This is a genomic window from Streptomyces natalensis ATCC 27448, from assembly GCF_000935125.1.
Classification (GTDB): Bacteria; Actinomycetota; Actinomycetes; order Streptomycetales; family Streptomycetaceae; genus Streptomyces; species Streptomyces natalensis.
In genome coordinates this window covers 442,413-466,406 of the sequence record NZ_JRKI01000026.1, presented here as the reverse complement: position 1 = coordinate 466,406, position 23,994 = coordinate 442,413, and the positions used below count along the sequence as shown (strand labels likewise).

The 23,994-nt window shown below is 68.3% G+C and carries 19 protein-coding genes and 1 pseudogene; 13 read left to right on the top strand and 7 right to left on the bottom strand.

Translation table 11 applies throughout. The features are described from left to right. Positions 1 to 48: 48 nt before the first annotated feature. Positions 49 to 378, bottom strand: a complete 330-nt coding sequence (locus SNA_RS42450) for a hypothetical protein (RefSeq protein WP_157879970.1) — start codon at positions 376 to 378, stop codon at positions 49 to 51. 606 nt (positions 379 to 984) lie between these two features. Between SNA_RS42450 and SNA_RS18145 the strand changes: the two genes are divergently transcribed. After that, the gene (locus tag SNA_RS18145) at positions 985 to 1,404 is read left to right on the top strand and encodes a condensation domain-containing protein (RefSeq protein WP_030065465.1); all 420 of its coding nucleotides are present in this window, start codon (positions 985 to 987) and stop codon (positions 1,402 to 1,404) included. A gap of 86 nt (positions 1,405 to 1,490) precedes the next feature. On the opposite strand, the gene SNA_RS18140 is transcribed toward SNA_RS18145, so the two are convergent. Then, positions 1,491 to 1,973, bottom strand: coding sequence for a WapI family immunity protein (locus tag SNA_RS18140; protein ID WP_030065464.1), 483 nt, complete (start codon positions 1,971 to 1,973; stop codon positions 1,491 to 1,493). 192 nt (positions 1,974 to 2,165) lie between these two features. Here SNA_RS18140 and SNA_RS18135 point away from each other — a divergent pair, with 192 nt between their 5' ends. From SNA_RS18135 to SNA_RS18095, 8 genes and pseudogenes are all read left to right on the top strand, one after another. After that, the gene (locus SNA_RS18135; protein ID WP_044365789.1) at positions 2,166 to 2,636 is read left to right on the top strand and encodes a pyridoxamine 5'-phosphate oxidase family protein; all 471 of its coding nucleotides are present in this window, start codon (positions 2,166 to 2,168) and stop codon (positions 2,634 to 2,636) included. Positions 2,637 to 3,198: 562 nt separating this feature from the next. After that, positions 3,199 to 3,363, top strand: a pseudogene (locus tag SNA_RS45210) (IS256 family transposase); the annotation flags it as partial. Positions 3,364 to 3,437: 74 nt separating this feature from the next. Further along, complete coding sequence (locus SNA_RS18125; RefSeq protein ID WP_030065462.1) at positions 3,438 to 4,076, top strand: hypothetical protein; 639 nt, start codon at positions 3,438 to 3,440, stop codon at positions 4,074 to 4,076. A 2,110-nt stretch (positions 4,077 to 6,186) separates the two neighbouring features. Then, positions 6,187 to 7,272, top strand: coding sequence for an RICIN domain-containing protein (locus SNA_RS18120; RefSeq protein WP_030065461.1), 1,086 nt, complete (start codon positions 6,187 to 6,189; stop codon positions 7,270 to 7,272). Between the two features lie 71 nt (positions 7,273 to 7,343). Continuing rightward, positions 7,344 to 7,574 (top strand): hypothetical protein, encoded by a 231-nt coding sequence (locus SNA_RS41310; RefSeq protein ID WP_104531989.1) that lies wholly within the window; start codon positions 7,344 to 7,346, stop codon positions 7,572 to 7,574. 807 nt (positions 7,575 to 8,381) lie between these two features. Beyond that, entirely contained in the window at positions 8,382 to 9,335 is a 954-nt protein-coding gene (locus SNA_RS18105) for a hypothetical protein (RefSeq protein ID WP_037789304.1), read from the top strand. Positions 9,336 to 9,557: 222 nt separating this feature from the next. After that, entirely contained in the window at positions 9,558 to 11,276 is a 1,719-nt protein-coding gene (locus tag SNA_RS18100) for a histidine kinase (RefSeq protein ID WP_044365786.1), read from the top strand. Further along, the gene (locus tag SNA_RS18095; RefSeq protein ID WP_030065456.1) at positions 11,269 to 11,970 is read left to right on the top strand and encodes a response regulator; all 702 of its coding nucleotides are present in this window, start codon (positions 11,269 to 11,271) and stop codon (positions 11,968 to 11,970) included. The genes SNA_RS18100 and SNA_RS18095 overlap by 8 nt, the downstream gene beginning before the upstream one ends. A 138-nt stretch (positions 11,971 to 12,108) precedes the next feature. Here SNA_RS18095 and SNA_RS18090 read toward each other — a convergent pair whose 3' ends face one another. Continuing rightward, entirely contained in the window at positions 12,109 to 12,558 is a 450-nt protein-coding gene (locus SNA_RS18090) for a hypothetical protein (RefSeq protein ID WP_030065455.1), read from the bottom strand. An 830-nt stretch (positions 12,559 to 13,388) separates the two neighbouring features. Here SNA_RS18090 and SNA_RS18085 point away from each other — a divergent pair. From SNA_RS18085 to SNA_RS18070, 4 genes are all read left to right on the top strand, one after another. Next, positions 13,389 to 14,177 (top strand): ABC transporter ATP-binding protein, encoded by a 789-nt coding sequence (locus SNA_RS18085; protein WP_044365785.1) that lies wholly within the window; start codon positions 13,389 to 13,391, stop codon positions 14,175 to 14,177. 102 nt (positions 14,178 to 14,279) lie between these two features. Beyond that, complete coding sequence (locus tag SNA_RS18080) at positions 14,280 to 16,889, top strand: ABC transporter permease (protein ID WP_030065453.1); 2,610 nt, start codon at positions 14,280 to 14,282, stop codon at positions 16,887 to 16,889. Between the two features lie 180 nt (positions 16,890 to 17,069). Beyond that, positions 17,070 to 17,282 (top strand): hypothetical protein, encoded by a 213-nt coding sequence (locus SNA_RS18075; RefSeq protein ID WP_030065452.1) that lies wholly within the window; start codon positions 17,070 to 17,072, stop codon positions 17,280 to 17,282. A 69-nt stretch (positions 17,283 to 17,351) separates the two neighbouring features. Further along, a complete protein-coding gene (locus SNA_RS18070; protein ID WP_198535062.1) occupies positions 17,352 to 18,650 on the top strand; it encodes a VanZ family protein in 1,299 nt (432 codons plus the stop codon). A gap of 387 nt (positions 18,651 to 19,037) precedes the next feature. Here SNA_RS18070 and SNA_RS18065 read toward each other — a convergent pair whose 3' ends face one another. From SNA_RS18065 to SNA_RS18050, 4 genes are all read right to left on the bottom strand, one after another. Further along, on the bottom strand, positions 19,038 to 20,534 hold the full coding sequence (locus SNA_RS18065) for a prenyltransferase/squalene oxidase repeat-containing protein (protein ID WP_044365784.1): 1,497 nt from the start codon (positions 20,532 to 20,534) through the stop codon (positions 19,038 to 19,040). After that, on the bottom strand, positions 20,531 to 21,412 hold the full coding sequence (locus SNA_RS41935; RefSeq protein WP_157879968.1) for a terpene synthase family protein: 882 nt from the start codon (positions 21,410 to 21,412) through the stop codon (positions 20,531 to 20,533). The genes SNA_RS18065 and SNA_RS41935 overlap by 4 nt, the downstream gene beginning before the upstream one ends. 146 nt (positions 21,413 to 21,558) lie before the next feature. Then, positions 21,559 to 22,629: a polyprenyl synthetase family protein gene (locus tag SNA_RS18055; RefSeq protein WP_030065448.1), complete on the bottom strand. Its 1,071-nt coding sequence runs from the start codon at positions 22,627 to 22,629 to the stop codon at positions 21,559 to 21,561. Positions 22,630 to 22,866: 237 nt separating this feature from the next. Next, positions 22,867 to 23,961 carry an NAD(P)-dependent alcohol dehydrogenase gene (locus SNA_RS18050; RefSeq protein ID WP_030065447.1) on the bottom strand — a complete coding sequence of 365 codons (1,095 nt, stop codon included), beginning with the start codon at positions 23,959 to 23,961 and terminating at the stop codon, positions 22,867 to 22,869. Positions 23,962 to 23,994 lie beyond the last annotated feature (33 nt).

Here is a 23,994-nt window from a genome sequence, read left to right as displayed (position 1 = left end):
CCAGAGCGTCAAGTCGGTCCCAGGCGCCCGCTCAGCAGCCCCTGCGCCTCATCTCCTCGACTCTGCACGGCCCGCGCCGCCATCCCACGTCAGCAGGCGTGAACTGCAGAGCTGAGCGCCCGTCTTGGCCCCCAGATGCAGCCAATTCCCAGCGATCTTGGCCACTTCGCCGAGCCTGGCGTGGATCACGCCGGACTCGTGGGCCCGCCGGCCGTACCTGTAGTGGCTGGTCCACGACTGGCCGGGCCTGGGCGGGGCGTGTTCGATCGCGGCCTGCGCGGAAGTGACCATCTTTGCGGCGGTGGCGCGGCCGCCGGCCGAGCCGGATGCGCAGGTGAGGATGTTTCGGCAGCACGCCAGGGCCTTGGCGTTGGCCAACTTCCCACCACACCCTCGCCTACGCGGGCCTGCGCGACCGCGCCCGGGTCCTCAAGGCCTGCTGGGACCCTCATCCCGGCTGGCCGTGCTGGGACTGGCCAACCGAGTACCCCGTCGCCGCGACACTCGCGCGCGCCGCCGCCGGGCAGCCCACCGCAGCTGGGTGGCACCACCACACCGCCCTGACCATCCGACCAGCAACCAGGCCACCGGGCGCGTGTCCCTCACCCGGGCGGAGCAGTTGTCCTTACGCGTACCCGCACCGTCGAAGGAGTGAGCAGTGACCGCTGTCGCCGCAGCCCGGACCGTCCCTGAACACCACTACACCCCCGCCCTCGTAAGCCACGATGATCCCGGCCTGACCGGCTGGAACCTCCGCCTGACCTCCTAAGACCCACCGCACTGGCCCCGGCGGCTGTTCCTCTCCGTTATCTGGATGGCGGCAGCCGAGCCGCTTCTTCTCCGCTTCAGGTGTGCGCCAGGCCCTCAGCACTTGCGTACGGCCCCCGAGCGTCTCTGGCCCGCGTTAGGCAACCTTGGAGGTGGAACGTATCCGACATGTACGCATGAGGGGCCGTCGGACAGAGTGGAGAAGGCCACGGCGGCGTGGTCCTCGCCGCCGAGGTGAACGAGGCGGCGATCGCCCTGTCCGTCACCGGGACCATGACCTGCTTCGACGCCGTGGAGCACAAGCCCCAATACCCTTGCCGACAGCGAGGAGACGTGAAGAGCATGTCTGACAGCCGTGAGCAGCATCTGCCGCTGACCACCGCGCAAACAGGAGTGTGGTTCTCCCAGCAGCTTGACGCGGAGAATCCGATCTACCGGGTCACCGAGTACCTGGACATTCACGGACAGATCGATCTACCCGTGCTCGAAACCGCACTGCGCCGGGCCGTAGCGGAGACGGAGGCGCTTCGGGTCCGCGTCGAGGCCGACGACGAGGAAGGCGCTCGTCAGGTCATCGTGCGATCCCTGGAATGGCGCCTGCCGGTGGTGGATTTCCGAGGCGAGGGACTTGCCTGACACCTGCTGGGCACCCTAGATAACTACAGCCGCTCCACCCACCACAGACCGGGACCAAACCTCGACGCACAGGATGAAGTGCAGCTTCAGCGCAGGGGAAACTGTGCAAGGCGCTGGTCCCATTCCTCCGCTGCCTGCATCAGCTCGGCTCGGTCTGTCTCGACCTCGATCACGTACTGATAAAGATCCAGGTTCTCGTCTTGCTGCCGTTGCGGAGGCGCGGCCTCTAGCGAGAGGTGGATCCGCAGCACTCCCGTGCCGTCGCGCCAGCGGACCTGGCTGAAGGCGAGGACCGGTTCGAGGAACGAAAGGTCCGGGACGAGGTGTCCTTCACAGTCCGGCTTCGCGTCCGGCCTCCTCCCGTCTGCGACGGCACGCAGCCATGCGGACAACTCACGAGCCTCGTCTACCAACAAACACGAGTCCGTGAAGGACCAGTTGGCCGCCGGAGTGGTGACTTCGGCTCCAATGATGAGCCAGTTGTCGTCCCAGCGGTCACCACTGGCCGCTGGGAACTGGTAACGGAGCGGCCGCAGGTCGATGCCGCCTGTTCGATCGGTAAGTCGCACTGCCGAAGGATGCCACGTCCCCCAGGACCCGTCGGATGTCAAACGACAAGGTTTGCGCGTGTATCGAAAGTCCCGCCCGACACGGCCGCTGCTGCGTTGTCGGGCTGCGCCCAGTACGAGGGCAACCCTCCGTCTTGCGCCCTAGTTCTGCGGCCGGATGCGGCTGAGCGACTCACGCCGTAGCCTCCCCACGTGACGCCAGTTGACCTTCACCCCAGTGGACCCCGTAGCCCGGAGCAGCGCAAGCGCGAGGCGCTTGAACGCCTCGCGCGGGACAACGACGTATGGGTTGCCACGGCCGACGCTGCCGGCGAGCCGTGTCTGGTTCCGCTGGCCTTCTGGTGGGATGGCGAGGCGGTGTGGCTGGCCACCCGCGACACCAACCCGACCGGGCGCAACCTGTGTGCCTCGGGCAGGGTCCGGCTCAGCTTCGGCCACAGCCGGGACGTGGTACTGGTCCACGGCACCGCGCGCATGCTGACCCGCGAGGAGCTTCCAGCCGAGGTGGGCGACGCCTTCGCCGCCAAGGACGGCTGGGACCCTCGCAAGGACCACCCCTCGTACGTCTACTTCCATGTCACCCCGCAGGTACTGCAGGCGTGGGGCACGGTTCCCGAGATGCCCGGACGGACCCTGATGCGCGACGGGAAGTGGCTGGTCTAAGAAGGCGTCGCTTATCGGCCGCCAGGGTTGTCAGTTCGAACGAGGTTCCTGATCGGGTGATCGTGGCAGCTTCGACGGGGAAAGGCAGGGTCCCTCGGTAGGTCGGGGTTCCGAAGTCAACCGAGCACCGGGAGACCCTGTTGCCGCAGTCTTGCGTGAGTGCGCCTGTCGCGTCCAACTACCCTGCTTCGCCGTGTGATTGTCTAGCGCAGCGGTTCGGAAATGCCGCGGATCGTCCGATCCGGACCCTGTGCTATGGCTCCGACATGACCTAGCTAGGCGAAGTGGCAGCTCATCCGCGCGTCAATGCCGGTGCCGGCTTGGCTGGGGGGCGGGGCGGCCGTCCGGAGGGCCCTGCCACCGACAGATGATCGACGCGGTCCGCTATGTGGTCGACAACGGGGTGAAGTGGGCGAACCCGCCCAGGGGCTTCCCACCGCTTCGGCGGGTGCACGCCGGACCCGACGGCCACGATCGTGGATTCGCAGTCGGTGCGCGCGGCATCGAACATCCCGCGCTCGTCGTCGGGCTGGGACGGCGGGAAGAAGACGGCGGGCCGCAAGCGCCACGTTCCGCCGCAGCCCTGACGATGGTGTTCAAGCTCGTCAAGTCCGCCTAGGCACACTGGCACGCGATCACCGACGCCCACCTGGTCGCCCTCGTTCGTGCCGGCGCCCGCTTCGAAAACGGCCACCTCATCGAACGCCCCGAAGCCCACGAGGCATGAACCACCACCGATCCGTAGGATCTGCCAGACAACACTCCCTACCACACACCTCCTCGACAGACGGGTGACCGAACATGGGTGAACCGCACCCGCTCCTGACGTTCTTCTTGGACGCGGCCGACGGTCGCTTCCCGCCCGCCGACGGCCGGGTGACAGTGCTGCCGCCCCTGCCCGCGGGACTGGAGTGCTCGGTCGCCTTCACCGGCCACGCCGTCGTCGCCACCACCCTGGCAAGCCAGGCTGTACACGACCAGGCCCCGGACGGTTTCGGCGCCTCGCTCTCCCCGGACTTCCTGCGTCACCTCGCCGGCCCCAATGGCTGGATCGGCGTCACCGACGCCACGCTCACCGCCCGCGGCACCGGCGGCCCACCGCGCCTGCAAACACTCGTCGGAGCAGACGATCATCAACGGGTGCGCCACGCCCGGGAACTGCGGAGCAACGTCGAGGTCCACGGCGACGAACGCGGCCTCATCACCCTGGCCGACGGCCTCGCAGGCCGACGGGAGCTGAGCATCGAACTCCACCACACCCAGGACGACAGCCGCGGGCACGGACGGTCCCTCCTCACCGATGCCCTATCACTGGCCCCCGAAGGCGAACCGGTCTTCGCGGCCGTCTCCCCAGGCAACGCCCGCTCCCTGCGTACCTTCCTCGCCTGCGGCTTCACCCCCATAGGCAGCGAGGTACTGCTACGCCCCGAGCGGCAGTAACCAGCCGTCAACCTTCGAACCAAACAACCAACCGATCCACAACTATTGACTATTGCTCACGGCGGCCGCGCACAGCGACTATTCACTGTGACGGTGGTTGGTGCGTCCGCTGTGAATGCGCGGTGATTGCGAGACGAGTCTGGTCCGTGACTGGTCCGGGAGCCTTGCCAATGGAGGCCGAATAGCGCGGATCGTTACTTCCTCGTCACGGATGGTGAGCGCGGTAGTCGGGTGCCTGAGGCATAACGTTTGCTTCCGGCGCCCGACTTCAGGCTCTAGAAGAACCCAAGTTTCTTCGGACTGTAGGAACAAAGAACGTTCTTCGTCTGCTGGTGGTACCGCGCTGATAGCGGTGCTGACCTGCTGCAATGGCGGCTGTGACTGCCGTCGGGAGAGCGTTGGTCCGTGAATGGTCCGGATCTTGGCATTAGCCATCCGAATGCTGGGGTTTGTCGGTGCCGCTCGGCAGGGCGACCGTCGCCAGGCCCCGGCGCTGTGGGGCGGGGGTAATCCTCGGTTGACTCGGAGACGACCGCACCACTGCGCCTGGCTCTGCCCCGGCGCCCGTGCGCGAGCTGTACGGCCTGCCAGGCCAGCTGCGCAGCGCGCGTTGCCCGCCAGCAGGATCCGCTGCACGATGTGGCCGTCGACAGCGGAACCACATGGCATAGGTTGTAGTTGGCGTCTTGCGTGGTCCAGGTGTGTCGACGCTGTTGGTGAGACGCCTGTGACAGCAGGTGAGAGGTGAGGGACCCCCCGTCGGCTGGCTCCGGCGGGGGTTTCTGCGTACGGGGGTGGGCCTGGTGTGTGGTGTTCGACGTGGTCTTGCTGTGCTCCGGCTTGCCGTTCTCGACGCCGTCGGGAGGGCGGCGGTGACGATGCGGGTGCGGTGGCCAAGTGCAGCAGAGGGCTGTGGACGTTACGCGGCAGGCGAGGGCCGTGGCCTTCACGGGCGCGGATGGACCCGGAGGCCAGGGAGCGTGCTCCGTCGAGGGGGAGGGGCGGGGGAGTGCCGTACTGCTTGGGTTGCCCGGGCGAATGGCCGAGCCTCGGCATAAACGCCGATGTCGAATGACGTGACCGGATGACAGCATGCGGTGTCGCAGCTGTGGAAGATCAATTAGCGAATCAATGATTCCGGAGCAGACCCGAAACTTTGTTTGGAAAAGGGCTGCTGGAAAGGAGGTCGGCAGCATCGCGGAATCCGGATGCATCTGCAGCCTCACCTGCTCAATACCTTCTTGGAAGCTGCCTTGGGCAGTCCGGTGGCCCGGCCCACCCAGGACGAACGGCGCCGACGGGTCGGCGCTGGCATGGACGACGCACGGCGGTCGTGTCCGTTGGAGTGGGCAGAGTGACGAGCTCGGATAATTCCCCACGTATGGCCAGCTGTGCTGTCTCTCTCCGTCTCGCCACAGCCGACGCCGGATGCAGTCGGTCGTGTACAGGCAAAGGGGGCGGCTGACGGGTCCGTCGGCGCCTGCCGTAGGCGATCAGCCGTCACCTGGAGTGTCCTTGGCGTCTTGGGTGAGGAGCTCTGCCGTGCATTCCATGCATCGCCTCCGGGCGGGAGTGAAGTCGTAGGCCGGACACGTCTTTCGCGCTGGCGCGGGGTTGGGAGCGGCGCGTCGTCAGGAACCGCAGTCGCGGCCGGCGTCGCACTGCCAACCGGAGAATCCGCCTTCGCGGGGATGCTCGACGGCGTGGTCGAACTGGAGGAACCCCCAGGTGACCCAAGCGATGAAGGCGATGCAGAGGGCGAGTCCACTCCACAGGCCGATGGTCTCACTGAAAGCGCTCTGCGTCGTCTCGCTGATCTCGATCTTCCGCGGCAGCTACATGAGGTGGCCTGGTATCTGCCTGCCCAAGGCCAGCATGCTCTCCAGGGCCATCACGAGCTGAGCCCATTCCGTGGACGGGGGCCGAGCGAAATGTACCGCCTGGGCCGAGGATTGGTATATGCCACCATTGAGCCGCTACCTATCGTTTATCGGCCAATAAGAATTAAAACCGGCATTCCTGCTGTGCGGCGTCGTTAGATTCTCCCTCCTCGTGAGCTTTGCCGAGCGTTTCGGCAGTAGCTCTTCCACGACTGCACTGCGGAGCCAACATGAAGTTCGGGCCGGGCAGGACGTATCAGATCATTAACAAGCACAACGGGCTGGCGTTTACACCGAAGAGCTGGTCAACCGAGCCCAGCAAGGTGGAGCAGTACGACAGGGGAACCTCGCCGAGCGTCCGCAGCAAGCAGGCGTGGCACCTGTTCCCCATGGACAACGACACGTACCTCATCGTGAACAAGCACAGTGGGTTAGCGCTCACACCCAAGAGCTGGTCGGCTGAGCCGACTGACCTCGAGCAGTACCACATCAATCGTGGTGGCAATCTGAAGTTACAGCTGTGGTACCTCGTTCCCCGCGGCGACGGGTCTGCTCAGATCGTCAACAAGCACACGGGGCTGGTGATCACGCCCGAGAGCTGGTCGGACAGCCCCCGTCAGCTTGACGTGTACTACCGGGCGACCGGTGGCAGCGCGCTCGAGCGCCAGTCGTGGAAGTTCGAGATCGTCGACGAGTACAAGGCTGTCATCGATCTCGAGCCGATCGACATGCCGGTTGACGGGATCGGCGACGTGAACCGCTTCACGAGCCACAGCCAACCGCTTCCCCTCCGGACAGAGGAAGTGCTGATCGGACAGGCCGCGGTGCCATTCGCGGTACAGGACGGCGGCGGCTCGGCGGCGGACCAGTCCCGGAACAACCCCTATCTGATCATCAAGCGGTACGGGTACTGGGACCAGGTGTTCTTCTACGAGCACGCCGGAAACTCGGAGCACGAAGAGATCAAGGAGACGACTGTCGGCCTCACGAAGACGAGTGCCACGGAGGTGGAGAGGTCCACGGGCATCTCTGTGACGGCTGAGGCGAGCTTTGCCTACAAGGGATTCTCGGCAGGTCTCAGTTCGACCGTCACGAACAGCCTGAAAACCACCTACTCCTCCAGCGAGTCGCATGAGCACTGGGTTAAGGACACCATCAGGAGGACTTACGCCAACAACGGGAAGCGGGTTTCCGAGGCGTTGTGGTACCGAGGAGACAGGTACGTCGTTCAACGGATGGACGGCACTGCCGTCGTCGAGTGGGAGACGCGGACCAAGGAGTTCTCGGTACTGGACGGCTTCCCGCAGAACTTCTGACCGGGGACTCGGCAGACCAGGGACAGTCTGACGTCTGCTGTGTGATGGTGGCGCCTTGGGCGCCACCACGGTTGACGCCTACATCGCTCACCCGCGCGAGCTGTGGCCGATCAGCCGCGGTAGCCGAGTACCTCGGCTACCGCGGCCCCTCCGCGACCGGCAGCGCCCGCAAGCAATTCCACCGGTGGGGCATCGTCGCGGAGGCCCGGGACGGCAAGCAGGCAACGTTCCCCGCCGACCAGATCATCGCCGCCCAAAAGCACCGCCCCGGAGCCGGAGCCCATACCGACCTCAAACCGTGAAGCAGTAGGGACACTCCCGAAGAGGGGTGCCCCCGCCGCTCGCTGCTGCGCCGCCAGGAGCTGCAAATGGTGCGTACGCTCAGGGACCAACTCGCCGATTTCCGGTGGACCGACCAGCACGACGAGTACCGAGAGGCACTGGAGCGGGTCGAGGCCAGGCTCACCGGCCTCGAACCGCACCCCGGGAGCGTCCCAGGAGTGCGGCCTTCAGTCGGAGTTTGCAACGGCGCCGGATGCGTCGTTGCTCTTCCCGCCCGGGATCGCCTCCGGCCGTCCGCCCTATTCTGCAGATCGCCGAGGTCAAAGCCCTGTCCTGCCAGTTGCCCGTCGAGACCGGTACGCCGTTATCGCGTTGGTCGTGTCCGGAACTGGCCCGCGAGGTGGTCCCCCGGGCCGTCGCCGGGTCCATCTCCGCCTCCACCGTGCGGCGCTGGCTGGGGGACGACGCACCCAAGCCCTGGCAGTACCGGTCCTGGATCTTCGTGCGGGACCCGAACTTCCACGCCAAGGCCGCGCGCGTGATGGGCCTGTACGCCCGCACCCTCGACGGCGTCCCCCTCGGCGAGGACGACTACGTGCTCTCCGCGGATGAGAAGACCTTCATCCAGGCCCGCTGCCGCTGCCGGACCGCGGGGTGTTCCTTTGGGCAGAGGCGCTGTACTCCGCGAGGCATACCGACGCGCCGCGGCTCTGCCTTTCGGCAGGCCACTGATCCGGGCCCTGAGAGTGACGGATCCGGCCACCTGCGCGACCACGATGGAAGCGAGTTGAGCACCCCTTCCAGGATCACCCCTTTCAGGAGCATCCATGTCGCAGGTAGCCCCCCTCACCACCCCTGAGCACAAGCCGCCGCGCCGTCGGGCACGGCGCGCCGTCGTCCTTGCGGCATCCGCCCTCATAGCCGCGCCGCTCCTGGCCGGTGCGGCGACGCCCGCGATGGCCGAGGACGGCAACACCTACTTCACGACCGAACAGCAAGTCCTCGACTTCCTCAACCAGAGCGCGCCCCTGAACCAGAAGGAAGCGGTCAAGGGCTATCCGGCGAGCGGTCAGGACTCGCAGGAAGTCAAGCTCGACGACGTCGAGAAGGTCTACCCGCATGACCAGGCGCTCAAGGACGTCCCGGACAAGCTGGGCAGCGCATTCAATCTCCCGCCGACCATCCCCACCGAAGGTCCCGACATCCGCAACAGCAGCCGCGACGACAAGGAGCCGTGGCTGAGCAATTGGGACGCCAAGTCGATGTGCGGCCAGCCCAGCCACAACCCCGGCGGCGAGCAGCAGCCGTGCGGCTTCGTCGGCGTGCTCGACAAGGCGTACCCGGTCATGCAGACCTCGGCGTCGGTGATGGGCAAGGCGCAGTTCTCCTACAAGACCCAGGCCACCGTCGGCCAGGACACCAGCCAGACCAGTGGCTGGTCCGTCGGCGGAAAGGTCAGCTCGGAACTGACGACCCCCGGCGGGCCGGGCGGCGGCAAGGCCGGCAGCGAACTCAACTTCACCTACAGCGAGTCGACCACCACCACCAACAAGTGGACGACCATGACCGAGCAGACCAACACCTATGACGTCCCGGACGGTGTGTCCGGGCGGGTCGAGGGGCGTGCCAACGGTGGTTGGTACATCGGGTACAACGTCTACAAGCTCGACTTCACCGACGGCGACGGCAACCGGAAGCAGAAGATGGTCCTCATTCCGGCCCGTGTCCTGATCCAGGCACCGGGCAACTCGTCTCCGCTGACGTACGTCAAGCGCGGGTAGCACCGCACACCCCTGAACCACTTGAGGTGGCCCCGTCCCTGCCGCGGATGTGCAGGGGCGGGGCTCCTTCTGCGGCAGCCTCCGGTCGGACCACCGCGCCCTCGGCGCTCCCACCGGCGAGCCGGCTCCTGCCGCCGCCGACCGTCCCTCTGCCTTCCGGTAGAGGGGCTCTCCCCCGTAGGTCGCAGGGGAGCGGCCCAGGTGGGGCCCATAATCGGCGGTATGTCGTCCAGTGCTCCCTCGTCTTTCGCACACCGTCCGGCCGCCCGGGGCCCCTTCGCCGGGCCCGGGGAACAGGGGCTGCGGCTGTGGCGGGCGGCGGGTGAGGCGATCATCGCCGGGCTGCTGATCATGGACAAGAATGGGCCGGCGGTGCTCGGTATGCCGCGCTACGGCGGGGTCATGGTGGTGCTGGCGCTCGCCGGGATCGGGCTGGTGCTGGTGCGGCGCCGGTTCCCGGTGGTGAGTGTGCTGGGGCTGTCGGCGCTGATGGGTCCCGTGCTTGCCGTGGGGCTGCTGACCGCGGTGGCCTCCTACACCGCGGCCCGGCAGACCGAGGCGCGGCGGCGGCGCGGCGTGCTGTTGCTCGCGGGGGGCGCGCTGGCCATGCTGTCCTGCTTCGTGTTCGAACCCGCCACCGCGCTGGGCAGCAGGCCGTACGGGCTCGTACTCGGTGCGATGCTCGCCGCGACCACGGTCCTGGTGCCGGGATTGGTCGGCACCGCAGCCAGGCAGCAGGACCGGCTGATGCGGGCGCTGCGGGAGCGTACGGCCGCCGCCGAAGAGGCCCGGCGGCTGGCCGACAGTGAGGCGCGGATGCACGAGCGGTCGCGTATCGCGGCGGAGATGCACGATCTGGTCGGGCACCGGCTCAGTCTGATCTCACTGCATGCGGGCGGCTTGGAGATGGCGCTGCAGAAGCAGGCCCCCGAGTTGCAGGAGGAGGCGTCGCTGGTGCGCGGTGCCACCCGCGATGCGATGCGGGAGCTGCGCGAGGCACTGGGGGTGCTGGGCCCGCTGGGGCGGGACACCGGCACCGACGCGCTGACCGACGCGACGGGTACGCGTGCGGACATCGAGGCGCTGGTGGCGGAGTCGCGTGGCGTGGGCGTTCCGGTCGAGTTCTCCTGGGAGGGGGACGATCTCGACGGGCGGCCGGCGCGGGTGCGGCGGGCGGTGCACCGGGTGGTGCGCGAGTCGCTCACCAACGTCCACCGGTACGCGGCCGGGGCCCATGTGACCGTCGCCGTCACCCACACCGGGGAGCGGGTGGAGGTCCGGGTGCGCAACGGCGTTCCGCCCGTGCCGCCCGCCGCCACCACGGGGCTGGGCTCCGGGCGCGGGCTGACCGGTCTGCGGGAGCGGGTGGGGCTGCTGGGCGGCGCCTTGGAGGCGGGCGCGACGCCGGGCGGCGGGTTCAGCGTGAGCGCGGACATCCCCGCGGACCCCGCTTCCGGGGCGCAGGCGGAGGACGTGGCGGACGCGGCGCCGCATGAGGAAAGGCCGCAGGGCGCGGCCGACGAGCCCGGCCGACGGCCCCGGCGCCTTCAGCAGGGCCTGGTGAGTGCGGCCATCGGGCTGCTCGGGCTGGCGGGCGTGGCGGCGATGATGATGCTCGATGTCGTACTGGTGGACCAGGCGAAGCCCAGCCCCACCTCCCACCCCTTCCCGCTGCGGGTGGGGATGCCGCGGGAGCAGGTGAAGCGCCAGACGCTCCCCGACAACGACCTGGCACGTGCGGCCGCCGACGGCCGGGAACCACCGCGCCCGCCGTCCGCCACGGACTGCATGTACCCGTGGGGGTTCGAGACACCCAAAGGCGGGCGGCTGCCGATGGTCCGCTACTGTTTCCGCTCCGACATTCTGATCTCGATCGATCATTTCACCGTGCCTGTGGTGCCCGAACCACATCCGCCCCGTGGGAGCAGGACACATGACTGACCCGGCCGACCACCCCGTCAGCACCGCGTCCGGCTCCGCGATCCGGGTGCTGCTCGCCGACGACGAGCAGATGATCCGGCACGGCGTCCGGCTGATCCTCAGGCACGCCGACGGCATCGAGGTGGTGGGCGAAGCTGCCAACGGAGCCGAGGCCGTAAGGCTCGCCACCGAGCACCGGCCCGACGTCATCCTGCTCGACATCCGCATGCCGGTACTCGACGGGCTCGCCGCCATCGAGCACCTGGTGGCACTCGACCCCGCCCCGCAGGTCGTCATGCTCACCACCTTCGGCGACGAGGAGAACGTCCTGCGGGCCCTGGCAGCCGGCGCCACCGGCTTCCTGCTCAAGGACGAGGGCCCGCAGGAGCTGACCAACGCGGTACGGGCGGCCGCCGCCGGGGACGCGGTCCTCTCCCCCGCAGTCACCGGGACCGTCATCCAGCGGATGCTGCGCGGCGGCGCCCCCGGGATCGGAGCCACCACACCGGACCAGCGCCTCGCGAGCCTGACGAACCGCGAACGCGAGGTCCTGGCCATGCTGGGGGAAGGGCTGTCCAACCTCGACATCAGCAAGCGGCTGGGCATCGGCGTGGGGACGGTCAAGACGCACGTCCGGTCGATCCTGGAGAAGACCGGGTCGGACAGCCGGGTGCAGGCGGCCCTGCTCGCACACCAGACGGGCCTCATGAGCTAAGGCGCTTCTGGGGCACTTCCCGGACGAAGCCTCGATCCTGGGAAGTACGGCGGGTCTTCGAACGTGATCGGGGTTCGACTTCGGACAGCTTGTTCCCTGGTCACGTGCGCACATCACGCTTAACCCCAACCGGCAGCCCTAATCGCGAGCACCCAGGGCTGTGGGGAACCATGCGTAAAGAGTCTTGCCGTCCATATAGGCGTAGTAAGTTCCCTTGTAGGGGTCACTTGGGCAGCGGAATTGAGCGCGCGCTGAGGCTTTGTCGGGGAACCAGGAAGCATCGAGGGTCGGCTTCTCTGCCTTGGTGCCGGCTTCCAAGGGCTTGCAGCCCACTGGCGGCTTGCCGGAAGGCAGCGTGGCCTTGAGGATGCGGTCGAGGCGGGTGCCCTTCAACTTAATGGTGACGTCGGTGGCGTCGTCAGGCAGCCAGCGCGGCATCGAATCGCGGGCGGTCTTGGCTTGAGTACCCGTGCGGTAGTGGTCGGTCTCCTCGTTGCTCTTGTTCTTCCAATACTGGAGACCAAACACGAGGGCTACTGCAATACCGCTAACAGCGAAAATAGCAGCGACGGTACGTTTCTTGGGCATCGCAGATCACTCCTGAGAATATGAACGAATTCGATGTATGAGAGCTAGGTATCCGCTGTAGCGCGATTCCTGTGAGCGCGGAATGCGTGGTACATCCGGCCCCGCCCGCCCACTGGCCGGGGGCTTGGCTTTCGGCTCACATTCATCTTGGTCGCGTGATTGGCCGGATCCATCGCTCTCAGGGCCTGGATCAGCGGCCTGTCGAAAGGCAGAGCCGCCGGGCGCGGGTATGCCTCGGGGAATACAGCGCCTCTACCTGAAGGAAGACCCCGCAGTCCGCGACCCGCACAGTGCGGATGAGGTGGTCGGGGCTGGTGAAGGCGACGTGGGGGGGGGTACAGCCTCGCCACATTGATGGGGCCGCCCAGATGCCCAGGTGGGGCCGTTCGCCGCGTTTGATTCGCCGCGTTTGTAGCGGCCGGGGCGGCGAGGGAGAGACAGTGCGAGGTGCGGACGCGGATGACGGGGGTGACAGGTGCGCCCGGGTCGGGGCCGGGTGCGCAGTCGGCGGCGTCATCGAGAGGCCGGCTTCATCCTCGAAAGGGATCAAGGCCCCAGCACCGCCGCAGTCATTCCGCCACAGTCCAGATCTCCTTCACCTGCATGGGAGCGCCTGGGCCGCGTGGTCTTCCTTTAGGCAGAGACGCTGGAATCCACGCCTTCCTTTAGGTAGAGGCGCTGTGTTCCGCGAGGCATACCCACGCGCCGCGGCTCTGCCTTTCGGCAGGCTGCTGATTCAGGCCCTGAGGGCGACGGATCCAGGTCACTGCGCGACCACGATGGAAGCGAGTCGAGCACCCCTTCCAGGAGTCCCCATGTCGCAGCCACCCATGTCGCAGGCAGCAGCCACCCCCATAACCTCCCAGACCCCGGCCTCCGTCGGGGCCGCCGCGTGCGCCACCGGATTGACCAAGGTCTACGGCGAGGGCGAGACCCGCGTCGTGGCCCTCGATTCGGTCTGCGTGGAGTTCGGGCGCGGCCGGTTCACCGCGATCATGGGTCCGTCCGGCTCCGGCAAGTCGACCCTGATGCACTGCATGGCGGGGCTCGACACCATCTCCGGAGGCTCCGCCCGGATCGGTGACACCGAGCTCGCCCGCCTCAACGACCGGCAGCTCACCAGGCTCCGCCGGGACAAGATCGGCTTCATCTTCCAGGCGTTCAACCTGCTGCCCACGCTGAACGCCCTGGAGAACATCACGCTGCCGATGGACATCGCCGGCCGCAAGGCCGACCAGGAGTGGCTGGACCTGGTCGTACACACCGTTGGTCTCTCGGAGCGGCTCCGGCACCGCCCCTCGCAGCTCTCCGGCGGGCAGCAGCAGCGGGTTGCCGTCGCCCGCGCGCTGGCGAGCCGTCCGGAGATCATCTTCGCGGACGAGCCGACCGGCAACCTCGACTCCCGAGCGGGGGCCGAAGTCCTCGGTTTCCTCCGGGAGTCCGTACGGGAGTTGGGGCAGACCGTGGTGATGGTCACCCACGACCCGGTGGCCGCGTCCTACGCCGACCGCGTGGTCTTCCTCGCCGACGGGCGGCTCATCGACGAGCTGGCCGCCCCCACCCCGGAGTCCGTGCTCGACCGTATGCGGCACTTCGAAACCGAGGGACGGACGAGCTGACGCGCACCCCTTGCGCACAGCGCCCTCCCGCACGACTTCCTCTTCCCCGCGTCCCGTACGGCTGCTCCGTTCCCGCCGCGTACCTCCAGGACTGACACCACCATGCTGCGAACCGCCCTGCGCAACGTCCTTGCGCACAAAGCCCGATTGATCATGACCGCGCTCGCCGTCCTGCTCGGCGTCGCCTTCGTCTCCGGCACCCTCGTCTTCGGCGACACCACCGCAAGCGCATTCCGCAACGCCGCCACCCAGAGCCTCAAGGACGTCGCCGTCTCCGTACAGACGTCCGACCAGGCAGAGATGTCCGACGACGGCCCCGTCACGAGCGACGGCAGCCCGGACACCGTGCTGGACACCGCGCTCGCGAACAAGATCCGCGCGCTGCCCGGCGTCACCTCGGTACGCCCCACCGTCAACGGCGAAGCCACCCTCGCCGGGAAGGACGGCCGCCCGCTCAACGCCGACGACAACACCTGGCAGAAACTCGCCACCAACTACCTGCCGGGCAAGGACGGCAAGGACAGCCACTACCCGCTGAAGGAAGGCCGCGGCCCGGCCAACGGCGGCGAGCTGGCCCTGGACGCCAAGACCGCCAAGAAGGCCGGCTACCGGATCGGCGACACCGTCCGCTTCGCCACCGACGGCCCCGCGCTGACCAAGAAGCTCGTCGGCATCGTCGCCACCGACGACCCGCGCGTCACCGCCGGTGGCACACTCACACTCTTCGACACCACCACCGCACAGAAGCTGTTCCTCACCCCCGGCCACTTCCACCAGATCGCCGTCGCAGCCGAGCCCGGCACCGACGAGCACGCGCTGACCGCCCAGGTGCAGGCCCTGCTCCCGGCCGACGGCGCCCACGCCATCAGCGGCGCCGACCTGGCCGCCCAGCAGTCCCGGCAGATCGCCGAGGACACCACGCGGTTGACCAAGACCCTGCTGGTCTTCGCGGGCATCGCGCTGTTCGTCGGTGTGTTCATCATCGCCAACACCTTCACCATGCTGATCGCCCAACGCAGCCGCGAGATCGCACTGATGCGCGCCGTGGGCGCCTCACGCCGCCAGGTCGTACGCTCCGTCCTCGCCGAGGCCGCCCTCGTCGGACTCGCCGCCTCCGCCGCCGGATTCGCCCTCGGCCTCGGCATCGCCACCGCCCTGCACCCGCTGCTCAACGTCGGCGGCGCCGAGCTGCCGGACGGGCCCCTGGTCATCTCGTCCACGGCCGTGCTGGCGTCGCTGGTGGTCGGCGTCGTCGTGACCGTCCTGGCCGCCTGGCTGCCGTCCCGCAAGGCCGCCAAGATCGCACCGGTCGCGGTCCTCAGCAGCGCCGGCCTGGCGCCGCCCACCCGATCGCTGGTGGTCCGCAACGTCCTCGGCACACTCCTGACCGGGCTCGGCCTGCTGATCGTGCTCTACGTCTCCACGCTGAAGACCAGCATGGAGTCGAACCTGCTGATCGCCATGCTCGGCTCCGCCCTCACCCTGTGCGGCATGATCGTCCTGGCCCCCCTGCTCTCCCGGCCACTGATCACCGTGGCGGGCAAGGTCACCACCCGCTTCTTCGGCGTCAGCGGGAAGCTGGCCAAGGACAACGCGCTGCGCAACCCGCGGCGCACCGCCGCCACCGCCTCTTCCCTGATGATCGGCCTCACCCTGATCACCGGTCTCACTGTTGGCGGGTACTCCACCCAGCAGGCCATGGACGAGGCGGCGACCCAGGGCCTGGCCGCCGACTACAAGGTCACCAACAGCTCCGCCCGCGGCCTCGACACGACCGCGGCCGACAAGATCGCCAAACTGCCGGGGGTCGCAGCGGCCGCCCCCGTCGCCTCCACAACCTTTGATACCCAGGGCGTTTTCGCCTCGATGACGGGCACGGACCCGAAGGCGTTCGGCAAGGCAGTGGACCTGAACTTCCAGGCCGGCTCGCTGCGCGACGTCGGCCCCGGGAAGATCGCGGTCTCCGACGCGTTCGCACAACAGGCCGGGCTGCACGTCGGCGACACGATCCACCCCGACATGGGCACCAGCCAGGGCACGACGCCCCAGGGCAAGGCGAACAAGAAGACGCTGACGGTCGTCGGCGTCTACGCCAAGACCTTTGCCGCCTACGACGCGCTGGGCACCGTGGCCGACGTCCTCCCGGCCACCGCCACCGGCACCGGCACGCTCGACAACATCCTGGTCAAGGCCGAGCCCGGCAAGGCCGCAGGACTGGAGCCCAAGATCCGCCAAACCCTCGGCAGCAGCCCGCTGCTGAAGGTCCAGAACCACGAGCAGATCATCGAGGCCGGCAGCGGGTCGATCACCCTCGTCCTCAACATGATGTACGGACTGCTCGCCATGGCCGTCATCATCGCGGTCCTCGGCATCATCAACACCCTCGCCATGTCCGTCTTCGAACGCACCCGGGAGATCGGGATGCTGCGCGCCATCGGACTCGACCGCTCCGGCATCAAGCAGATGGTCCGGCTCGAATCGGTGGTCATCTCCTTGTTCGGCGCAGTGCTCGGCATCGGTACGGGCATCCTCCTGGCCTGGGCCGGCGGCAGCCTGCTGACGTCGGCGATGCCGATGTACGAAACAGCGCTGCCCTGGGACAAGCTCGGGCTCTGCCTCGCACTGGCCCTGCTGATCGGCGTACTGGCGGCCATCTGGCCCGCCCGCAGAGCCGCACGGCTGAACATGCTCCAGGCGATCCAAGCGGACTAAAACCCGCAACAGCCCCCGCAAAGCCAGTGGAGACGAGCTGACGCCGCCGGGACACACCGGCTGAAGGAGCTCACCGCTCTCGGGCTGCCATCCGTGACGTGGCCGATCACTTCACCACCGAGTGGCCGACGACTCCAACACCGACTGGTCGACCACTCCATCACCGATGAGGAACCCATCGTGACGATCACCGAGCACCCGCTGGTGAAGAGCCACCTGTCCGCCGTGGCGCGTGAGACGGCCGGGCACAGCACCCCACGCATGACCACCGCCACCTTGCGCGGCGAGGAGCCTCCCGCTCCACAGGAGAACCGCGGACGCCCCATCACCACGCCGGCGCTGCCGACCGCGGCCGGCCTCCACCTCCTGCGGTCCGCGGGGCGAGCGGTATGAACGCGACGTACCTGCTTCCGATCGGTACGGCCGCGCTGGCTCTTCCCCGCGCTGGCCTTCGTGATGTTCGTGCCGACGGCGATCGTGCTCTACCGGCGGCACGGCGTCATGACCCGCTGGCGGGTGCTGTCCCTGTACGGCGGCGTCTATTACGCGCTCACCGCCTTCTGCATGACGATCGTGCCCCTGCCCAGGCCCGCGGTAGACGTCTGCACGGCATATCCGACCTTCGCCCACCCCCAGCTCACACCAGGCGTCGCCTTCACCGACATCTGGAAGGAAGCACACCACCACGCCACCCTCAACGCGCTGATACTGAACAACCCCGCCTTCTGGCAGACCGTGTTCAACCTGATCCTGCTGCTGCCGCTGGGACTCTTCGTACGGATCCACTTCCGCCGCGGCCTCGCCGCCGCCACAGCAGCCGGATTCACCGCCTCACTCTTCTTCGAACTCACCCAGTACACCGGGCTGTGGGGCCTCTACGACTGCCCCTACCGCCTCTTCGCCGTCGACGACCTCATCGCCAACACGGCAGGCGCCGCACTCGGCTGGGTCGTAGCCGGACCGCTCGCCCGTCTGCTGCCCGAGCTGGACGCCCTGGACGACCGCGCACTCGCCCCGCTCGCCGCCGGCAAGGTCCCCTTCGGCCGCCGCCTCGTCGCACTCTTCCTGGACGCGACGGGCATCACCGTCCTGAGCTGGACGATCGCGGGCATCGCATACCTCGGGCCAGGCGCCGAGACAGTGCTGTTGGCGCCGCTGGTCGCCTACGCACTGTGGTTCGTCCTCATCCCCTGGCTGACGGGCACGACACCGGGCAAACACATACTGCTGCTGCGACTGGTCACCCCGGAAGGCCGGCGCCCGAACCCCGCCCAGCTCGCGCTACGTGCCCTGGTGCTGAGTCCGCCCCTCGTACTCGTATGTCTCGCCACAGGGATGCTCCTGGCTTCCGTCGCCGACCCGTCCGTGCCGATGGAAATCGCCGGCGAGGTCGTCTCTTTGAGCCTCACGGCAGACCCGGTGTCCGGGTTCGTCCTGCTGCTGCCCCCAGCCGCCTGCCTGACCCTGGTCGTCACCTACGTGAAGTCCGTCCGCCGCCATCCCCAGGGCCTGGGCCCGCACGAAACCCGCTCCGGCGTCCGCAACCACGCCCGCCCACACACCCGAGCACCTACCCCCGTCAACCCACCCAACCCGGTCGACCCGCCCAACCCAGCCGCCCCACACAGGTCATGGCCGATGGCCGAGCCCGGCGGCCCCCCGACAAGCTGGTGGCCATCTGCGCCCCTTCAACCCACACCAACCGCTAACAACGGCGTGACGACGAAGGAACCGCCAGATCAGCCGCCTCCCCGTTCGTGAGCGGTGCACATGCCTGGCGGTGCTGACCTGCGAGGACAGTACCGCCCGGCACTACAAGCACCTTCGATCAAGGATGCGACCCCACTCTTCGTCCGTTGGTTCGTCTGATTCGCCGGCCATCTGATTCGCAGGGCCTGCCGGCCTGGGCGCCATGACTCCGATCACGTGCCGCCTCTTCGCCCGAGCAATCCGCGACCTGCGGCGACTCAGTCCGAGGACTACTCGACGGGGAACGCCGCGGCCTCGAACGGCGCACGCTGGCCAAACTTCACGCTGGCAAGGCACCGGATCGCCCACAGAGGTGTCGAGAGCTCCCAGCGGCTGGGCCGCCATCGCTGGACCATCGAACGCACCTTCCTGCCCTTAGGACTTGCGAAGGCGTCGCAGTCAGGCTCCTGGGTGTGGTTGTGCCTGCATGCAGCGCCAGAGGGTGGAGAGGATCAGGCCCCGGACGACGTTGAGTGGTGTGTAGAGGGACTTGCCGATCCACAGCTCAGGGTGATCCTCGTCATCCGCATGCCGGGCCAGGTAGGTGGTGCCGCGGGCCAAGGCGCGGGATGCAGCGGCGCCCGAAGGGTGTTCGGTGCTGAGGAGGATGGTGAGGGCGTAGGCGGTTTCCTCGGTGTTGCCTGCCGAGGATCCCCAGGAGCCGTCCGGGTGCTGGGTGCGCAGCACCCAGGTGAGGGCCGGTCGGCACAGGTCGTCATCGAGGCCGTGCAGGCTTTCGACGGCGCATGCCGTGGTGTAGTAGGGGGAGATATGCCATTTGTCGGCCCACGTGCCGTCGGCCCGGCGGGTGCGCCGCAGGAAGTCGTGTGCGCATTGGGTGGCGTCGGGATCGGGGCGGGCTGCTGCGCGCAGGGCGGTCAGGATGTGTGCGTTGCAGCTGGCCGATGCGGTCATTTCCATGGGGTAGGTGGTGTACCCGTGGGGGGTGCGGAAGTGGTGGAGCGGGTCGGCGGGGATGTCGTGGCCCGCGGCGCGCAGGACGGTGAAGACCATGGCTGTGTCATCGCCGTCGGGGGGAAGGCCGTGGCTTTCGCTTGCGACGCCGTCCGGTCCCCAGGCTTCGGCCAGCGCGGTGATGTGGGGCTTCATCCCGGGAAGATCGACGCCGGCTTTTTGGAGGCAGGCGATGACCCAGGCCCTGTCGTAGATGCCGAAGGGATAGATGGTGGGGACAGCACCGTGGCCGCAGAAGTCGATGGTGCGGCGCAGGTAGGCCAGAGCCGCGGGGTTGGGGTGGTCGTGCAGGACCCGGGCCGTGGCAGCGGGTGAGCACCCGAAGCCGCCGTCCGGGGACTGCGCACCGACTGCCCCCGGGGGCAGCTCGTCGAAGATTTCGAGGTCGTGGACGGCGTGGCCGAGCGCGCGGTGTTGCTGCAGGAGCCGAAGCTTGCGCCGGCGAAGGTCGTGGAGCCAGTCGAATTCGGCCGGCGGCAGCGGCAGCCCCAGTGCGGTGGCCTTCTCCAGCAGCGAGGGGAAGATGAGTTCGAAGGCCACGATGTCCTCCGACGCATCACGCAACGCAGCCGCAATACCCCCCAGGTACGTGGTTCCACGGGCGATGGCCTCTGCGGTGCGTTCCGGCGGCAGGTGCCCTTCCTGGGTGAGCCCGGCGAGGGCGACGACTGCGGCCAAGGTGCCCACAGCGCGCTCGCGGGGCCAGGGGAGGGTCCCTCCCCAGGAGCCGTCGTCATGCTGACGGGCCAGCAGCCACCGGGCGCACTGGGGGAATGTGGGCGTGCCGGGTCCGGGACCGTGGGGTGAGCGGAGCATGGCGAGGCAGGCGGTGTCGTAGGCGGAGGGGGAGACCCGGCTGTTGCCCAGGTCGGGCAGCAGGGCGCACATCCGCTCCAGGACGCCGTGCTCGTCGACGATCATGCGAGTCCTTCCGGTGCGGTGCTGGGGCTCGCCGTGGTGTACGCCCGGAGAGCCCACTGCAGGAGACGGACAGTGGCGATGGCCGAGCGGTTGCCGGCGGCGACAAGGGGGGTGAGTGCGGACTGGAACTGCTGCGTGTGGTGCGTGATCGAGGCGAGAGCCTGAGGGGGGGACATGCCCAGCGAAACGGCGTTGACGACGCCTTCTGCTCGTTCGCGGTCCTGCCCGGCTACGTCGTTGGCCAGCCGCAGTGCCATGCAGGCGTGCGGCATTGCCCGGGTGAGCACGGGCAGGAAGCAGGGCATATCCGCATCCGGCATCGCTGCCCACAACGGGACCACGGTGAAGTCCAGGCCACTGGAGCGGGCCCCGATGCGCAAGTACTCCTCGATGCCGGGCGGAGAACCACCATCCCTGACTGCGGTCGCGTACGCGCGGTCGGCGGCCATGGCGATCAGGGTGTTGGCCACGGTGCTGCGCCACAGCGGCCCCACCACTGCGCCCCATTGCTGCCGTTCGATGTCCACTGCCAGCTGCGCAAGCGCGGTATTCAGCGGGTCAGCCGCATCCGGTTCGGCTCCCAGGGCCGTGCGCCGGTAGCGGTCGAACGCTCTGCCGGCCGAGCCGGCGTCATAGGCTTCGGTGTCGATCCGGTCATCGAAGGCGGTCAGCCAGACCCCCGCTCGCACACCGAGCTGGATCGCTTCCACGGGCAGCCAGGGCGCAGCCACGGCAGCGCCGAACGCGGCGGTCAGGGTCACATCCCGCGCTCCGTTGTCCCGGAGCGTGGCGGCCCAGTCCTTGAGCTGACTGACGACGGCCGTCGCGGTCATGAACGTATCCGCGGCACACATCGGCGAAAGATCGCGGTCCGCCATCCGCAGGTCGAAGACTGCCGCGGACTGCCTGGCGGTGGGTGGTGTGGTCATGGCCGTCCTCGTTGGCTGTAGCGGTGGCAGACCGGCGGTTTATCGGACGCGGCTCGTCGCGAAGTTGCCCATGCCCGCAAAGGCCCTGCGGGCGGTCACGAGGTGCGCTCCGTGGCCCAGTTGGCGATCTGCCGCAGTGCGGTAGTGGCGTGCGCGGGAATGCGGGCGTCGTCGAGCGCAGCGAGAGCCTCCTCGTACCGACTGGTGATCATTGCCTCAACGCTCGCTCGGGCCCCCGTGGCCTCCAGCACGTCACGGATGCGGGAAGCGCCCTGCGGCTCCAATCGTGGGTCGCCGACCAGATCGTCGAGGAGGCGTTGCTGGGTGGGGGTGGCGTGCTGGGCGGCGAGGGCGAGCAGTACGGTGCGCTTTCCCTCACGCAGGTCGTCCAGGACGGACTTTCCGGTGTGCTGCGGGTTACCGAAGACGCCTAGGAGGTCGTCGCGGAGCTGGAAGGCGTCGCCCAGCGGCAGCGCGTAGCGGGTCAGGGCAGCCAGCAGCACGGTGTCAGCTCCGGCCAGGGCTGCGCCGACGTGCAGGGGGCGTTCGCAGGTGTATTTGGCGGTCTTGTAGCGGATTACTCGCCAGGCCGCCTCCAGGTCGGTGAGGGGTCGCGACAGTCCGGTCAGGTCGAGGTACTGGCCGTACATCACCTCGGTGCGCATGGTGTCGATGAGGGGCAGGATGGTCTCCAGCCGGTCCCCGGCCTCGGTCAGGCCGGCAGTGTGCAGGAGTTCGTCCGACCAGGCCAGGGCCATGTCACCGGTCAGGATCGCCGCGCTGGTCCCCATCTGGTCATCCTTGAGTGCCAGGGACAGAGCGCGGTGCAGGGTGGGACGGCCGCGGCGGGTGGCGGAGTTGTCCATGATGTCGTCGTGGATGAGAGCAAAGGCATGGAACATCTCCAGCCCGGCCGCGATGCGCAGCACCGCGGTGTCGTCACCGTGGCCTTCGGCGGCCTGGTGGCCGAGCACGCACAGCAGGGGACGCAGCCGCTTGCCGCCGCCGTCCAGGAACCTCCGCAACGCCTGCGGGACATCGGCGGGCATGTGCTGCCGGTCGGCGGTTTCGGCCTTGGCTTGGAGGAAGGCGTACAGGACAGCGTTGACGCGGGCGGGGATGTCTGCAAGGCCGAGGGGCCGGGCCGGCGGGGAGGGCGCGTTCATGGTTGTCACCTGCCTGCGGAGGGGGAGGTGCCTGGTGAGTCGGAGGGCTTCGTCGGGGAGGGGCTCCACAGCCTGTGCCCCGGCGACGCTGCGGGCGATCTCGCGCTCGAACCTGGGCGTCTCGCCCTCATCGGCCTGTGACCCACCGGAGGTTCACCTGTGGCGTCGGGTCCCGTAGTTATCGCCCGGACAGGAGGAGTCCGCGCGGCAACCAGGGTCGCTGCCCGCGCTGTTCGCCTATTCGAAGGTGAGGACCGGTTTGACGGCGGTGCCGTCCTGCATGCCGGCCACCGCGTCGCCGATGTTCTCGAAGGGGAAGGTGGTGATGAGACGGTCGACCGGGAAGAGGCCGCGTTGGTGGAGGTCGACCAGCTGTGGGATGAAGCGGCCGGGATCCGAGTCACCCTCGATCACTGCGTGGATGCGGATGCCCTTGAGGATCAGGCTCATGATGTCGAAGGTGACTTCGGTGCCGTGGCCGACGAGGGCGAGGCCGCCCCTGGGGCGCAGCGCGCCGACGGCTTGCCTGAGCATCTCGGGCCGGCTGGTGGTGTCCACGATGTGGTGTGCCCCGCCGTCGGTGAGGTGCAGCACGGTGGCGACGAGGTCGTCGCCCGATGTCGGGTCCAGGGCGGCTTTGGCCCCGAGTTCCATGGCCAGGGCACGCCGGGAGGCGACCGGGTCGATGGCGAGGACCGGGGCGCAGTCCGCGGCGACCGCGGCCATCAGGGCGCTGAGTCCGACCCCGCCGGCACCGATGACGACCAGCGACTGGCCCGGCTCGGGACGCAGACGGTTGAGTACGGTGCCCGCTCCCGTCTGCACCCCGCAGCCCAGCGGTGCGGCGACGGTGGCGGGCAGGTCGGCGGGAACCCGGATCGTGTTGCGCTGGTGGGCGATGGCGTACGTGGCGAAGCTGGACTGGCCGAAGAATCCGCCGTGGACGGGGGCGCCGTCGAGGGACAGCGGGGTGGTGCCGTCGTGGCGCCCGCCGGAGAGGTTCAGGGTCTGCAGGCTGTGGCAGTAGGCCGGTTGGTCTGCCGCGCACTGCTCGCATGCACCGCAACTGTGGAAGGTGAGGCACACATGATCGCCCGGGGCGAGGCCGGTCACGTCCGTGCCCACCGCCTCGACCACGCCGGCGCCCTCGTGGCCGAAGACCATGGGTGTCAGCTGCTGGGGCCAGGCGGCCTGGGAACTGAGGTCGGTGTGGCACAGACCGGCCGCGGTGATCCTGACCAGCACCTCGTGCGGCCGCGGGGCTTCGAGGTCCATGTCCCGTACGACGAACGGTCCGCCCTGGGATTCGGTGACGGCGGCTCGGATACGCATGACGAAATCCTTCCTGCGACGTCCTGGGGCTGC

What these genes read in the sequence shown, in the direction of transcription:
- SNA_RS18125 (WP_030065462.1), top strand. Translation starts at nt 3,438, where the DNA reads ATGGGTGAACCGCACCCGCTCCTGACGTTCTTCTTGGACGCGGCCGAC.
- SNA_RS18120 (WP_030065461.1), top strand. Translation starts at nt 6,187, where the DNA reads ATGAAGTTCGGGCCGGGCAGGACGTATCAGATCATTAACAAGCACAAC.
- SNA_RS18105 (WP_037789304.1), top strand. Translation starts at nt 8,382, where the DNA reads ATGTCGCAGGTAGCCCCCCTCACCACCCCTGAGCACAAGCCGCCGCGC.
- SNA_RS18100 (WP_044365786.1), top strand. Translation starts at nt 9,558, where the DNA reads ATGTCGTCCAGTGCTCCCTCGTCTTTCGCACACCGTCCGGCCGCCCGG.
- SNA_RS18095 (WP_030065456.1), top strand. Translation starts at nt 11,269, where the DNA reads ATGACTGACCCGGCCGACCACCCCGTCAGCACCGCGTCCGGCTCCGCG.
- SNA_RS18090 (WP_030065455.1), bottom strand. Translation starts at nt 12,558, where the DNA reads ATGCCCAAGAAACGTACCGTCGCTGCTATTTTCGCTGTTAGCGGTATT.
- SNA_RS18085 (WP_044365785.1), top strand. Translation starts at nt 13,389, where the DNA reads ATGTCGCAGGCAGCAGCCACCCCCATAACCTCCCAGACCCCGGCCTCC.
- SNA_RS18080 (WP_030065453.1), top strand. Translation starts at nt 14,280, where the DNA reads ATGCTGCGAACCGCCCTGCGCAACGTCCTTGCGCACAAAGCCCGATTG.
- SNA_RS18065 (WP_044365784.1), bottom strand. Translation starts at nt 20,534, where the DNA reads ATGATCGTCGACGAGCACGGCGTCCTGGAGCGGATGTGCGCCCTGCTG.
- SNA_RS41935 (WP_157879968.1), bottom strand. Translation starts at nt 21,412, where the DNA reads ATGGCGGACCGCGATCTTTCGCCGATGTGTGCCGCGGATACGTTCATG.
- SNA_RS18055 (WP_030065448.1), bottom strand. Translation starts at nt 22,629, where the DNA reads ATGAACGCGCCCTCCCCGCCGGCCCGGCCCCTCGGCCTTGCAGACATC.
- SNA_RS18050 (WP_030065447.1), bottom strand. Translation starts at nt 23,961, where the DNA reads ATGCGTATCCGAGCCGCCGTCACCGAATCCCAGGGCGGACCGTTCGTC.